At 64.9% G+C, this 14,500-nt stretch carries 10 protein-coding genes; 6 read left to right on the forward strand and 4 right to left on the reverse strand.

Annotated elements, in window-relative coordinates; all coding sequences use genetic code 11:
- Positions 1-391: 391 nt before the first annotated feature.
- The 5 genes from LCW13_RS08455 to LCW13_RS08475 are packed head-to-tail and all read left to right on the forward strand — an operon-like array spanning position 392 to position 4,886.
- On the forward strand, positions 392-1,246 hold the full coding sequence (locus tag LCW13_RS08455; RefSeq protein ID WP_225348056.1) for a transporter substrate-binding domain-containing protein: 855 nt from the start codon (positions 392-394) through the stop codon (positions 1,244-1,246).
- A gap of 46 nt (positions 1,247-1,292) precedes the next feature.
- On the forward strand, positions 1,293-2,018 hold the full coding sequence (locus tag LCW13_RS08460) for an amino acid ABC transporter permease (protein WP_215824373.1): 726 nt from the start codon (positions 1,293-1,295) through the stop codon (positions 2,016-2,018).
- The gene (locus LCW13_RS08465; RefSeq protein WP_077376658.1) at positions 2,015-2,668 is read left to right on the forward strand and encodes an amino acid ABC transporter permease; all 654 of its coding nucleotides are present in this window, start codon (positions 2,015-2,017) and stop codon (positions 2,666-2,668) included. Before LCW13_RS08460 ends, LCW13_RS08465 begins: the two co-directional genes overlap by 4 nt.
- Entirely contained in the window at positions 2,652-3,506 is an 855-nt protein-coding gene (locus LCW13_RS08470; RefSeq protein WP_131432001.1) for an amino acid ABC transporter ATP-binding protein, read from the forward strand. The genes LCW13_RS08465 and LCW13_RS08470 overlap by 17 nt, the downstream gene beginning before the upstream one ends.
- Before the next feature lie 60 nt (positions 3,507-3,566).
- Positions 3,567-4,886, forward strand: coding sequence for an amidase family protein (locus tag LCW13_RS08475; RefSeq protein ID WP_172978660.1), 1,320 nt, complete (start codon positions 3,567-3,569; stop codon positions 4,884-4,886).
- Positions 4,887-5,043: 157 nt separating this feature from the next.
- On the opposite strand, the gene puuE is transcribed toward LCW13_RS08475, so the two are convergent.
- The 3 genes from puuE to LCW13_RS08490 form a co-directional block, all read right to left on the reverse strand.
- Complete coding sequence (gene puuE, locus LCW13_RS08480; protein WP_225348057.1) at positions 5,044-5,997, reverse strand: allantoinase PuuE; 954 nt, start codon at positions 5,995-5,997, stop codon at positions 5,044-5,046.
- 162 nt (positions 5,998-6,159) lie between these two features.
- Positions 6,160-9,009: an ATP-dependent DNA helicase gene (locus LCW13_RS08485; protein ID WP_225348058.1), complete on the reverse strand. Its 2,850-nt coding sequence runs from the start codon at positions 9,007-9,009 to the stop codon at positions 6,160-6,162.
- Complete coding sequence (locus tag LCW13_RS08490) at positions 9,006-10,892, reverse strand: VRR-NUC domain-containing protein (RefSeq protein WP_225348059.1); 1,887 nt, start codon at positions 10,890-10,892, stop codon at positions 9,006-9,008. The genes LCW13_RS08485 and LCW13_RS08490 overlap by 4 nt, the downstream gene beginning before the upstream one ends.
- A gap of 291 nt (positions 10,893-11,183) precedes the next feature.
- Here LCW13_RS08490 and LCW13_RS08495 point away from each other — a divergent pair, with 291 nt between their 5' ends.
- A complete protein-coding gene (locus tag LCW13_RS08495; RefSeq protein WP_054556084.1) occupies positions 11,184-11,906 on the forward strand; it encodes a DUF3581 family protein in 723 nt (240 codons plus the stop codon).
- Positions 11,907-12,115: 209 nt separating this feature from the next.
- On the opposite strand, the gene selD is transcribed toward LCW13_RS08495, so the two are convergent.
- Entirely contained in the window at positions 12,116-14,479 is a 2,364-nt protein-coding gene (selD, locus tag LCW13_RS08500) for a selenide, water dikinase SelD (protein ID WP_197738735.1), read from the reverse strand.
- Positions 14,480-14,500: the final 21 nt, after the last annotated feature.

Consider the following 14,500-nt stretch of genomic DNA (forward strand, 5'->3'; position numbering starts at 1 on the left):
TCTTCTCGTTGCTGCTCGCTGTTTTGCTTTCAGGCCTGTTCTAAATCCTGCGCTGAGGCGCGTGCTCAAGTGCGTTCGCAAGCCCATGCACAGTCGTGTGAGCCGCAGGTGGCTCTGCGCTGCCAGCAACTCGATCAGCTTATTGAGCTTGTAGCGAAAGCTTTGGCACACCTGTTGCAAAGATTGATAAGGGAATCACTTGTTTCATTGGTCAGGTTCTGAAGACGAATGGGGCAGGGAGTCACTGGATCTGACTCGGCGAGACACTCGGCAAGAAGCACGGCGGGACACTCAACAACAACCAACAACAATCCACTGCCGCAAGGCACCAGGTGCATGACGAGTCGTCCTCGCATCAGCGCCTGGCATTGACGGATACCGGAGTCGACCGATGAGCAAGCGTCACGAGAGCAAGGCCCAACAGCGCGCCACACGGACAGGCAACAAGCAGCGTCTTGGCAACTGGGTCCGCAAGGGAATATTGCTGGCCCTGTGGGGCACGTTGGCGTCCACCGCCTTGAGCGCACACGCGGATGCACTGAGCGACATCAAAGATAGCGGGGTGCTGAAAGTGGCGGTGCCACAGGACTTCCCGCCCTTCGGCTCGGTCGGCCCGGACCTCAAGCCGCGTGGCTACGATATCGACATGGCGCGCTATCTGGCAGACGAGATGGAGGTGAAGCTTGAGCTGGTGCCGGTCACCTCGGCCAATCGCATCCCTTATCTGCAGACCCGCAAGGTCGATCTGGTGATCTCGAGCCTGGGCAAGAATCCCGAGCGTGAGAAGGCGATCGATTTCTCCGATGCCTATGCGCCGTTCTTCCTCGGCGTGTTCGGCGAGAAGGGCAGTGAGGTGGACTCCGCGCAAGAACTGGGCGAGAAGACCATCGGCGTGACACGTGGCTCGGTGGAAGACATGGAGCTCAGCAAGGTGGCACCGGAATCGACCACCGTGAAGCGCTTCGAAGACAACAACACGACCTTGTCGGCCTTCCTGTCAGGGCAGGTCGAGATGATCGCCACCGGCAATCTCGTCACCGCCGCCATCGCCGAACGCAATCCCGCCCGCGTGCCGGTCAGCGTGCTGCCGCTCAAGAATTCTCCCTGCTATGTGGGCATGCGTCATGACACGCCGGCGCTCAAGGCGCGCGTGAATGAGCTGATCGCCCAGGGAATCGAGGATGGCACGCTCAATACGCTCTCCGAGACCTGGTTCAAGGCGCCGCTGCCGTCACTGGATGCCTGAATCGAGACGTCACACGTCTGATCCCTTTGCCCGTGAGGCTTGATCGATGAACTATCTCCCGGATTTCCCGCGCCTGTTGCCGTATCTGCCCGACCTGATGGCCGGGCTGATGACGACGGTCTGGCTGACGGCGCTGACCACCACGCTGGGGATACTCGGCGCGGTGATGTGTGTCTGGCAGCGCCATCGTGCGCCGACCAGCCTCTTCAGCCGGCTGCTGGGCATGCTGGTGGAGCTGCTGCGCAACACGCCCTTCATCGTCCAGCTGTTCTTCATCTTCTTCGGTCTGCCGGCACTGGGGCTGTCACTCAGTGCCGAGATGGCCGCGGTGATCGCGATGACACTCAATCTGGCGGCCTACAGCAGTGAAATCCTGCGTGCCGGGGTCGATGCCACCGGTCGCGGCCAGTGGGAAGCCGGGCGGGCACTGGGGCTTACCCGTTGGCAGAGCTATCGCCATGTGGTGCTGATGCCGGCGCTGGAACGCATGTATCCGGCGCTGACCAGCCAGTGCGTGATCGTGATGCTGGGCTCCGCCGTGGTCTCCCAGATCAGCGTGGCGGACCTGACCTTCGCGGCCAACTTCATCCAGTCACGTACCTTCCTGAGCTTCGAGAGCTACGTGGTGACGGCAGGCATGTACCTGCTGTTGGCCATCGCGATGCGCGCCTTGCTCAACCGCATCGGGCGTCGTCTGTTCGGCTTTCGCCACCTGACGCCGGCCCCGCGTAGGCGTCTGTCTTCCCATGTCCTGAAAGAGGCCCACTCATGATCGACTTCACGCTGTGGGACATTCTGCGCAACCTGTTGCTGGCGGCGCGCTGGACACTGGCGCTGTCCCTGATCGCCTTCATCGGCGGCAGTCTGGTCGGGCTGGCGCTGACCTTTCTGCGCCTGACCCGCTGGCCGGGGGCGGCGCTCTTCTGTCGTCTCTATACCGAGCTGTTCCAGGGCACGCCGCTGTTGATGCAGCTGTTCCTGGCCTTCTTCGGGGTGGCGGTCTTCGGGCTGGATGTCTCGGCCTGGACAGCGGCGGCCGTGGCGCTGACGCTGTTCAGCAGTGCCTTCCTGCATGACATCTGGCGCGGCTGTGTCGAGGCGGTGCCCAAGGGGCAGTGGGAAGGGGCGCGGGTGCTGGGGCTCGGCTACCTGAAGACCATGCGCCACATCATCCTGCCGCAGGCGCTGCGCATGGCCATCGCGCCGACCGTCGGCTTCTCGGTGCAGATCATCAAGGGCACCGCGCTTGCCTCGGTGATCGGCTTCGTCGAGCTGACCAAGGCCGGCACCATGCTCAACAACGCCACCCTGGAACCCTTCACCGTCTTCGCGCTGGTCGCGTTGCTGTATTTCGCCATGTGCTATCCGCTGTCGCGGCTGGCTCGCCATCTGGAGGCACGTCTCAATGTCACTGCTCGCTGAAGTTTCTGCGCTGGATAGCGCCTCATCCGACGCTGCTGTCTCCGAGAAGGCCGCCGTCACCGAGAGCGCTCCCGTCTCCGACAGCGCCCTTGATACCGAGAGCGCCAAGGCGCCGCTGGTCAGCCTGTCGGCGCTGACCAAGTCCTTCGGTGACCTGCCGGTCCTCAAGGGGATCGATCTCGAGGTGCGCCCGGGTGAGGTGGTGTCGATCATCGGTCGCAGCGGTTCCGGCAAGAGCACCTTGCTGCGCTGTATCAATCAGCTCGAACAGCATGACGGCGGCGCCATTCATGTCGCCGGCAAGCTGCTGGACGGTAGCGAGATGGACGCCGCCGCCCTGGCACAGGATGTCGGTATGGTGTTCCAGAGCTTCAATCTGTTTCCCCACAAGCGCGTCGGCGAGAACGTGATGCTGGCACCGATGCTGGTCAAGGGCGTCGCCCGCGATGTCGCCGAGCGCGAGGCCCGCGAGATGCTGGCCAAGGTCGGGCTGGGGGAGAAATTCGATGCCTGGCCGAGTCAGCTCTCCGGTGGACAGCAGCAGCGGGTGGCGATCGCACGCGCCCTGGCGATGCACCCCAAGGTGCTGCTGTGCGATGAGATCACCTCGGCTCTGGACCCGGAACTGGTTGGCGATGTGCTCAAGGTGCTGGAACAGCTCAAACGTGAGGGCATGACGCTGATTCTGGTCACCCATGAGATGAATTTCGCCCGTGATGTGGGCGATCGCGTGATCTTCATGCACCAGGGGCGTGTGCATGAGTCGGGCGACCCCGCGACACTGTTCGCCAATCCGGCCACGGAAGAGCTGCGCCAGTTCCTCGGCGCGGTGCTATGAGTGCAGCGTCTTGAGCGTGCAGCGGTGGACCACATCATGAGTCGAAAGGAGTCGCTCCCAGTGGACAAGCGTATCTATGTAGCGCCGGCACGTTTCTCGGGGCCGCGGGGTCAGGGGTGGCAGGAAGAAGGCCCGCTGAATGGCCAGCGACTGGTGGTCAAGGACCTGTTCGCGATCAAGGGCGAGCGCATCGGCCAGGGCAACCCTGACCTGCTGGCCAGCGCCCCCATCGAGCGGCAGACGGCGCCTGCTGTCCTCGCGCTTCAGCAGGCGGGGGCCGATTATCGTGCCCGTACCACCACCGATGAGCTGGCCTACAGCCTCAATGGCACCAATGCGCATTTCGGCACGCCGCAGAACCCTCGCGCGCCGCTGAGGTTGCCGGGCGGCTCGAGCGTGGGCTCTGCGGTGGCGGTGGCGCGCGGTGAGGCGGAGGTCGGACTGGGCACCGATACCGGCGGCTCCATCCGCGTGCCGTCCAGTTACTGCGGGCTTTATGGGCTGCGCCCGACCCATGGTCGTATCAGCATGACCGGGCTCAAGCCGCTGGCGCCGCGCTTCGACACCGTCGGCTGGATGACGCGGGATCTGGGGACGCTGACGCAGGTCAGTGAGGTGCTGATGCCGGCGGCGACAGCCACTCGACTGCCGGCGCGCATCATCCTGCTGGTGCCGGAAGGGCTCGCCGCTGGGCCTTATCAGCGCCTGCTCGGGCCGCTGTCTCGGCGCCTTGAGTCACTCGGCTTTCAGTGCGAGCGGCGCATGCTGAGTCAGACCTTCATGGCGCGCGCCAGTGAAGCCTTCCGGATTCTGCAGGGCTGCGAGATTCGGCGTACTCACCAGGCGTGGTTGAGTACGCCGGAGCAGGGGCCCGAATCGCGCTGGCCGCGCCTCAACCCGGATATCGCGGCGCGTCTCAAATGGTGCATGACGCTCAGCGATAGCGACGAGCAGGCAGCAGAAGCCAAGGCGGATACCGTTCGCCGCTGGTTTCGCCAGCAGCTGGCAGCCAGTCAGCCGGCCAGCCAGGCAGCCAGTCATCAGGAAGGCAGCGAGGCACCAGCGGAGGCTGGCAGTCGCGCGCTTCACGCCCAGGCCGAAGCTACCAGCGAGGCGGTCTTCATGTTGCCCACCACGCCGGGCGCCTCACCGCTGCTGGGTGCAAGCCTTGAGGTAATGGAGGCCTATCGTCATCGCCTGATGGGACTCACCGCACTGGCGGGCTTGAACGGTGCGCCGCAGCTGAGTCTGCCGTGGCTTGCCGACTCGGCGGCACGTCTGCCACAGGAAGCCGCGCCCCCGCCCTGGGGCGTGTCATTGCTGGGCCTGCCGGGACGTGATGAGAGTCTGCTGGCACTGGCCAGCATGTTGGAAAACTGACCTGCATGTTGGAAGACTGATCTGCATGTTGGAAAACTGACCAGCGCTGCCTTGCATGTGCGATTGCAGACATTGTCTGGAGTTGAACAGAAACGCCGCATCCCGAAAGGGCTGCGGCGTTTCTGATGCTGGCACTTGGGATTGAGGTGATGGTTCGTCAGCTGGCGGGGGTATAGGGATGCTCGCGTTGCCAGTGCTCGGCGATATCGATGCGTCGCGTGATCCATACATTGTCGTGGGACTGGATGTAATCGAGGAAGCGTTTCAGCGCCGCGAAGCGTCCCGGGCGGCCGGCGATCCGACAGTGCAGCCCGACGGAGAGCATCTTGGGCGCCGTGTCGCCCTCGGCATAGAGCACATCAAAGGCATCGCGCAGGTACTGGAAGAAATCCTCGCCGCTATTGAAGCCCTGGGCGCTGGCGAAGCGCATGTCATTGGTGTCCAGGGTATAGGGCACGACGAGATGCGGCACCTGTTCACCATTGGCGGTAGTCACCTCCATCCACAGCGGCAGGTCATCGCCGTAGTAATCGCTGTCGTAGGTGAAACCGCCGTGTTCCACCACCAGTCGGCGGGTATTGGGGCTGTCGCGCCCGGTGTACCAGCCCTGTGGCGCATGACCGACCAGCTCGCGATAGCTTTCCACCGCGCGTTCCAGGTGGGCGCGCTCATGGGCCTCATCCATGTGCTGATAATGAATCCAGCGCCAGCCATGACTGGCGATCTCGTGACCATCCTCCAGGAAACGCGCCACCAGATCCGGATGGCGCGCCAGCGCCATGCCGACGCCGAAGACGGTCAGCGGCAACTCGCGGCGCTTGAATTCATCCAGAATCCGCCACACGCCACTGCGCGAGCCATATTCGTAGATCGACTCCATGCTCATGTGCCGCGCGGGGTAGGCCTCGGCACCGATGATCTCGGAGAGAAACTTCTCGCTCTCGCTATCGCCGTGCAGCAGGCAGTTCTCGCCGCCTTCCTCGTAGTTGAGCACGAACTGGACCGCGATCTTCGCGCCACCCGGCCAGTTGGCATGCGGTGGCGTGTCGGCATAACCGATCAGGTCACGCGGATACTCATCGCCCCACAGGGCATTGTCGGTGTCTGGCATCGTGCGGCTTCCTTGCGGGTGGATAACGAAGACAAGAGCGTAATGAAGAGCGAAGACAAGAGCGAAATGAAGTGCGAAATGAAGACCCAATCACATCTCCATTGATGTGCAGGCTTTGTGCCATCACGGCGCATCGTGGCGGCGTCACGCTTGCAGCCCGCATCAATTCGTCGGTGACCACCAGCGTGGCAGCAACCGTGCGACTTCCGGGCGCATGAAGCGGTCATCGATCAAGTGGATCACGCCCTGATCCTGCTCGCTGCGAATCACTCGGCCGGCAGCCTGCACCACTCTGGTGAGCCCCGGGTACAGATAGGTGCAGTCATCGGCATTCAAGGGCTGGATGACCGGGTACGGTGCGCGCGTATCGTCGTGTGGGTCGCCTTCAGCCTGTTCCGGCTGGCTACGCCGCTGTGCGTCGTTGTCGAGCCACGTGGCAAGACGCTGCTTGAGTGCTTCATTCTCGGGACTGAAACCGGCCAGTCCGAGGGTGGCGATGAAGGCCCCGATCAGACGCGAGCCGGGCAGATCGATCCCTTCGCCGAAGGCGCCACCCAGCACCGCGAAGCCGATGCCTTGTCCCTCGGGCGTGAAGCGCTGAATGAAGCCGGTGCGCTCCGCTTCCGTCATGGCGCGGGTCTGGCGCCATTGGGGAATCTCCGGCGCCAGCTGTTGCAGGGTGCTGGCGACCTGTTCCAGATAGGCGAAGCTCGAGAAGAACGCCAGATAGTTGCCCGGGCGTTGCCGGTATTGGCGCGCCATCAACTCGGCGATCGGCCGGCAGGAGGCGTCGCGATCCCGCAGGCGTGTCGAGAGCCGATGACGACTGACCTGCACCTGGGCCGCGCTGAACGGGGAATTGACACTCAGCCAGACGGCATCGTCCGCCAGACCCAGCAGGCGATGGTGATAGGCCGGTGGGTTGAGTGTGGCCGAGAACAACAGGATGGCGTGACTGGCGCGCAGGCGGGGTGCCAGCCACGGCGCCGGACTGACGCAGCGCAGTCGCGGCTGGATCTGGCGCACGCTGCGCCCGCGGGCCTTGTGTGGCCGGGCTGACGCGTCAGCTTCTGTTCCTGCATCCGATGCTGCGCCGGAACTCGAGCTTGAATCGCTGGCAAGCGACGCCTGCCGCGCAGGGGGCGTGGCGGAGAGTTCGACCTCGAACAGCGAGTGATCGCCAAAGCCTTCGGCGAGTCGCGCCAGGGTCAGTGCCGCAAAGTAGGCCTCCATCATCTCGACATCGGGTTCCACGCGGCGCCTGGCCGTGGAAGAGGCCGAGCCGGAGACTGTCGTTGCAGTGCCTGTATCGGTAGCACTCGGAGCAGCAGAGGGGGCATCGCTTGCGATCAGGCCCAGCTGTTCGGGGGCTTGTGTGGCTGTCGCTGGCTGTTGCCTGGCCGCAGCAGGGTTTGCGGCCTTGTCAGGCTCCGCCAACCAGTCGCCCATCGCGCCGGTCCATTGGCTCAAGGCCTTGAGGAAGTCGCCGGGTAGCGCCTCCAGTGCAAGGCGCTGCGCCTTGTGGCCTGCGTCCTTGCTATCGACCTTGCTTGCCTGTGTCTCGCCGTCAGCACCCTGCTTGAGCTGCTCCAGCGCTCGCCATTGCCGAGCCAGTGCGCGTGAAGCCGAGCGCAGCGGGGCCGGATGGCCCTTGCGGCTCAACTGCTTGAGCAGGAAGTGGAACTGGCGGGCGTCGAGCTCGGTGCTGTACATGCCGCGGGCGCGCTCGATGAGGTTGTGGCTCTCATCGACCAGCACCACCGTGCGCCAATCATTGGCCTGGCTCAGGGCGAACAGCAGCGCATGACTGTCGAAGTAGTGGTTATGGTCGCCGATGATGACATCCGCCCAGCGCGAGAGCTCCTGGGCGAGAAAGTAGGGGCAGATGTCGTGGGCCAGGGCGTGGCGGCGTGTCGTCGCCAGATTCAGGAGGCGTTGGTCGGCGAGCGCGGCGTCGCGTGCCGCGGGCAGGCGATCATAGAACCCGCGCGCCAGCGGGCAGGACTCGCCATGACAGGCGAGGGACGGGTGCTCGCAGGTCTTGCTGCGCGCGCCCAGTTCCAGAATGCGCAGCGGTGTCGCCGGTGTCTTTTTCTGCCCCTCGCTGTCGTCAGCGGCTGGTGCCAAGGTGGCCAGCGCGTCGAGTGCCAGCGCGCGGCCCGGGGTGCGGGCGGTGAGGTAGAAGAGTCTGTCCGTGCCGCTTGCGGGCATCGCGCGCAGTGCCGGATACAGCGTGGCCAGGGTCTTGCCGGTACCGGTCGGCGCCTCGGCGAGCAGCTCGCGGCCGGTCATCACCGCCTTGTAGGCATGCTCGGCCAGTTGGCGTTGACCGGGGCGCCAGCTCGGCCACGGAAAGGCCAGGCGGCTCAGCGCGCTGTCGCGGGCACTGCGATGGGCCAGCTCATTGGCGGCGAACTCGCTGAAGCGTGCCGCCAGACGTGCCAGCTCCGCCTCCAGCGCCTCACGGCTCCACCAGGCTTCCAGACGCTGCTCATCAGGCTGTGCCTTGCGGCTTTTGGGGTCAGCCTGGTCAGTCTGCTCGTTCTGCTCGTTCTGCTCATCATGCTCGCTCTTGGTGCCCCTGGGCGCATCCGCCGCGATGTCCAGATAGACCAGCGCGAGCGTGATACCTTCGAGGTCCCGGCTGCGACACATCAGTGCGCCGTAGACGCGTGCCTGGGCCCAATGCAGGGCGCGATGGTGCGCGGGCTGGCGGGAGAGGTCGCCGCGATGGGTCTTGATCTCCTCGAGGCAGTTGCGCTTGGGATCATAGCCATCGGCGCGCCCACGGATGGTCAAATTGCCGATGTCACCGCTGAGCGAGATCTCGCTTTCATAGTCCTTGCCGCGTCGGCGCACGATACGCTGATGACCACGGATGCCCTGCTGGGCGGTAGGCGATGGCGTGAAGCGCAGGTCCAGATCGCCCTCGCGCGCGGCAAAGGCACACAGTTCGCGTACTGCGATCTGGTAGCGTGCGGGCTCAGCGTGGGTCTCGTCCGCCTTGATCATGATGCAGGAGGTGCCTTGTGCCGGGAGCATTCGTCCGCTGAGGCCTCGGTCGCGCTCAGCCATTCGACTCGACATTCCAGCGCCGGAATCGCATGGCGTGCGAACAGGGCCAGCCATTGACGCTGGTTGTCCTGCAGACGGTCGGTGGGCGCCTTGACCTCGATCAGCCGATAACGGTCGCTGCTGTGCTCGGGGAAGAACTGGATCAGGTCCGGCAGGCCAGCGCGATGTTCACGAGGGTTGGCCAGCAGGTGGCGGAAACAGGCTTCCAGATGCGCGGGCGGAATGCAGTCCAGTGCGTGGTTCAGCAGTTCCTCGCTCAATAGCTCCCAGTGCACGAAGGGTGCCTGAATGCCCTGTTTCTGCTGATGGCGTTCACGGATCACCGTCCGGTAGCTTTCGTCCTTCAGGCGCGCGAAGCAGGCCTCGAAAGCGGCCTGGCGATGGCTGACGAAATCAGGGCGATAGAGGTCCGCCGGGCCGGTGTGGAAGGCGTGGAAGAAGGCCCCCGGCAAGGGGGCGAACAGCACCTCCCAGCACAGCAGGGTGAAGAGCGCGGGAATCAGGCCATTCTCGACATAGAAGACCGGTGCCTCGGGCGTGGCCAACGCATGGGCGGCCGCGCGCTCGACCCCGTGGATACCGTCAGCCGCCGAGGTGGCAAGGTCGGGCACCGTGAGGGCGATCTGTGGCGTGGTCGGCGCCCTGGCGCGTCTGGGCGCGGGCAATCCGAGGCCACGGCACAGACGCGGCAGGGCGCGTTCGAGTGCCAGCTGCTCGTCCAGCGTGATCTCGGCGCGCGCCAACCGCTCGCTGGCCAGCGCGTGAGCTGCGCTGATATCGCCCGACAGCTCCAGTGCTCTCACCCGGCGCGGCATGGCACGCGGGGCATATGCGGAATCCTCGAGACAGGCGTACTGGCGGGCAGCCGCCTGATGCCAGCCCTGACGCTCGGCGTCGCGGGCCAGCGAGAAGCGCAGCCGGTCACGCCGCTGCGCCAGCCAGGCATTGGCACGATCATCAATAGCACGCCCGCCAGTGGCATGAGCGTCAGTGAGCTGATGAGTCGCGGACGGCTCACTGTGGAGCTCGTTTGCCGCTGCAGACGCCGTCGCATCCAGCGCCGCGACAATGCGCTGCCAGTGCCGCTCAAGTTCAGCGTTCGCCGTGCGGTCCAGCCGCTCGCTGGCTTGCTGCCAGTCCTCACGCAGTTGCTCCAGCGCCAGATAGCGATCCACCTCCCAGCGATGGGTGAAGGCGCGAGAGGCCGGCGACAGGGCGACCGTCTCGCAACGCAGCAGGCCCAGCTCGCTGAGTACGAAGTCCGACAGATTCTGGCGCAGGTTGCCGAAGAACATCAGGCTCAGGCGTCGCGACAGCTCACCCAGCCCGACACTCAAGGTGTCGGCTGCGGGGTCGTTCAACCAGGCTGGCAGTGGCCGTGGCGTGACGTCACCCAGCAGCTCGCTGATGGCATCATGCATGCGGCGCTTGGGCGTGCTTCTGGGCAGCTCGGCAAAGGCTGCCCGGAGGCGCGGCAAGGTCACCAGCGCCAGCATCTCGTCCAGACTCAGGTCGGCATTGTGGCGGCACAGGCCGTCAGGCGTGGCACTGTCGGCGAGCGGTGTGATCAATGGCTGGCATGCGGCCTCGATCGCACCGATCTCGGGATAATGCAGCTGCGAGCGTTCGAAATGATCGCCCTTGCGCATCAGCAGTCGCACCAGCAAGGCCCGCGAGGCATCCGGCAGGCGAGTGATGGCGTCCACCGTGGCACGCTCCGCCTCTGTCAGCAGATCGGCGTGACACTGGCAGACCCAGTCGATCAGGGTGTCGAAGTTGGCCAGGTAGTAGCGCGGATTGTCGAGGGGAGCGGCTTGCATGGCGACCTGTCGAAGTGGCGGGCAGTGCGGCAGTTTGCCCGAAAGCATGGGGTTATATACAGTATATGGCCATCTGTCGCGCCGCAATCTCTTGCAAAGCCTGTCACGAGTCACCACCTGACTGTCATCCAGTGGTAAAATCGTTTCATCTGCATGTCTTGAAAGCTTCATGACACGACAGGTGGGCAGGCGTGACAGCGCGTCGACCGCGATTCCTCCCCTCGGAGGCATTTCCGCGATGGTTCAGGACGGACCATCGATCATCATTCAAGCAGGGCAGGAAGGCAGTCCATGTTTCTTGATCAGTTTCACCGGGTCGAAGATGGCCGCGTGCGGATCACCGCCGAGCAGGCAAGTCGTTTCGCCAAGCAGATGGCGGGGGATTACAACCCCATTCATGACCCGGACGCGCGACGCTTCTGTGTGCCCGGCGACCTGCTGTTCTCCCTGTTGCTGGCGAAATTCGGTCTGTCGCAGTGCATGACCATCCGTTTCTGCGGCATGGTCGGCAACGATGTGCCCTTGATCTTCGAAGCGCTGGACGCCCCCGACGAGAATGGCGTGTCCCTGCTGGTGCGCGATGAAGCCGGCAAGGTCTACCTGACGGTCGAGCGCAGCGGCGATACCACCCATGACGAGGAAGTGGTCGCCAATTTCACTCGCCAGTATATCGCCTTCTCCGGGCGCAACTTCCCGCACTTCCTGCAGCCGTTGATGCTGGAGAAGGGCGTGATGTTCAACCCGGCCCGCCCGCTGGTGATCTACGACAGCATGGGCTTCTGTTTCGAGCGCCTGGATATCGCCGACCTGCACCTCGACTTCGTGGGGTCCTCGCTCGAGGTCAACGGCAAGCGCGGCGATACCCTGCTCGAGTTCAGCATCCATGATGGCGAGCAGTGCATCGGCAGTGGTTCCAAGAAGCTGGTCGTCAGTGGGCTGCGGGATTACTGCGCCGAGACCATGGATGCGTTCGTGGAGTCCTTCGAGGCGCTCAAGCGCGAAGCCGAAGCCTGAGGTAGCCGGTCAGTCTGAGGCTTGTTGCCAGACGCCCCGCGCATGAGTCGCCAGTCATGAAGATGCCCGCCAGAGAATTCTCTGGCGGGCATCTTGGCATCTGAATGTCACAACGCTTAATGTCACAACGCTTGTGAAGCATCGCTGGGTGTCGCCGGTTGTCATTGACCGCCAACTGGCTGGCTCACCGTGTGACCCTCTAACCGTGCTCAGTGCTTGATGCTGATCGGCGCCAGTGCATCGCCCTGGGGGGTGATGCGCCCGATGATGGCGCTGGCGTGATAGCCAGCGGCCTTGAGCGCGGCCAGACAGGCCTCGGCTTCCCCGGGCGGCACACTGGCCAGCAGGCCACCGGCCGTCTGCGGATCGAACAGCAGCGGATAGCGCGGATGATCGATGACGCCGGCTTGGTCCTTCAGGGCACGCTTGAGGCGCAGATTGGCCGGTTGCAGCGAGCTGACCACGCCGCGGGCGACACAGTCCTCGGCGCCGTCGAGCACCGGCAGGGCATCGATCTCGAGCTCGGCATCCACGCCGCTGGCGCGGGTCATCTCGACCAGATGGCCGAGCAGACCGAAGCCGGTGACATCGGTGGAGGCGCTCGCCTGATGCGTGCTCAGAATATCCGCCGCGCGCTGACTGGATTGCTGCATGCTGTCCAGCGCGGCGTCGATCCAGCGGCCGCGGGCTTCCAGGCGTGCGTGCGCTGCCAACAGCGTGCCGGTGCCGATGGCCTTGGTAAGCAACAGCACATCACCCGGCTGCATGCCGCCCTTGCAGGTGACGCCGGCCAGGCTCTCCTCCACCAGACCATTGAGCGCGAAGCCCAGTGCCAGCTCCTGACCTTCGCCGGTATGGCCGCCGACCAGACTGCAGCCCGCCTCGTTGAGCACCTCGGTCGCGCCTTGCATCAGCTCGCGTACCAGCGGCTCGACCTTGCGCTCGACCCCCTGTGGCACCGTGGCCACCGCCGTCGCCGTATGCGGCGTCGCGCCCATGGCGTAGAGATCGCCCAGCGCGTGATTGGCGGCGATGCGCCCGAACAGATAGGGGTCATCGATGAAGGCGCGGAAGAAGTCGACGCTGTGCACCAGCGCCTGTCCTTCGGGCACGCGCACGATGGCGGCATCATCCGGGGCATGCAGCCCGACCAGCACGTCCGGGTTCTCGCGCGGGGCCAGACTCTGCAGCGCTCGCGACAGCACGCTGGCGCCGACCTTGGCCCCGCAGCCGCCGCAGCGCATCGCCAGTGCGGACAGGGCCTGGTGTGCCTCCTGCTCATCCAGCTCGGCTGTCAGGTGCGGATGCAGCTTGCCAACGCGTCCCCTGAGTGCCTGCCAGGCAGCGCTGATGCGCTGGTGCAACCCGGAAAGGTCGCCGGCATTCGCGGCGTCCTGCATGCTGGGCAGTTCATTGAAGCGAGCCATGAACTGGCGGTCGATATGGTCCTTCCAGCGCCACAGCCACGGGCGCAGACGCGGCGCGACCAGCCCCAGCTTGCCGCGTGAGGCGATGGCATCGCGATCCCCGGTGCTGATCAGCGCCAGCCAGCGCGACTGCGGCACATGGTCCTTGAGTGGCTCGCCGCGCACGGCCCGTCGCAGATTGTCGGCCAGCGGCCGGGCCTGGCGCACGGCAAACACGCCGGCCTTCTCGCGGGGATGGTTGAGCTGATGTGCGATATCGCCCGCGGCGAAGATGGCGTCATCCTCAAGTGTCTGCAGGCTATCGCGAACCTTGAGGAAGCCATCCTCGTCCAGGCTCAGTCCGGTCTTCTCCAGCCAGCGCGCACCACCGGCCCGTGTTACCCAGATGGCCTCATCGGCCTGATGGCAGGCACCGCTGGCACTGATCAGCTGGCGCTGGGCGGTCGAGGATGCGCGTTCGACGGCCGTGATCTCCTCACCGAAATGCACCTGGATACCGCGCTCGTGCAGGGTAGTGGCAAGCGCCTCACTGACCGTGTGCGCATGGGTGGGCAACAGACGCTGACCGCGGGTGATCAGCGTCAGGTTCGGCGCGAGCGCATCGGGCAACTCGGTGGCAAGGCGCTGCTGGATGGCCAGCAGCAGTTCGACACCGCCGGCACCGCCGCCGACCAGCACGATATCGAGCGGACGCTCGGCGCTCCTGGCGCGCTCGAGCAGACTCAGCCAGCGCTGCTGGAAGGTGCTGATCGGCTTGACCGCCACCACGGGGGCGTCTGCGGCTTCAGGGTCACCGATACCATCGATGTGGGACAGGCGAGGCGTGGAGCCGATATTGATCGACAGCAGGTCGTAGTCCACCGCCGGGCGCTCGGCGCAGATCACGCGGCGCTCGCGGCGGTCGATGTCGATCACCTGATCGCGATAGAAGCGGGCGCCGGCGAACTGACACAGCCGGCGCAGGTCGATATGCACATCGTCGAACGTATAATGACCGGCGACGTAGCCCGGCAACATGCCGGAATAGGGCGTGTCGGTGTCGCGACAGATGACGGTCAGGCGGACACCGGGCTCTGGCTGCATGGCAAAGCGCATCAGCACGCCGACGTGGCTGTGCCCACCGCCGATCAGGACGATATCACGCACGATAGGCGCTTTGACTGGCAT

This window comes from Cobetia amphilecti (assembly GCF_020217465.1).
GTDB classification, from domain to species: domain Bacteria; phylum Pseudomonadota; class Gammaproteobacteria; order Pseudomonadales; family Halomonadaceae; genus Cobetia; species Cobetia amphilecti.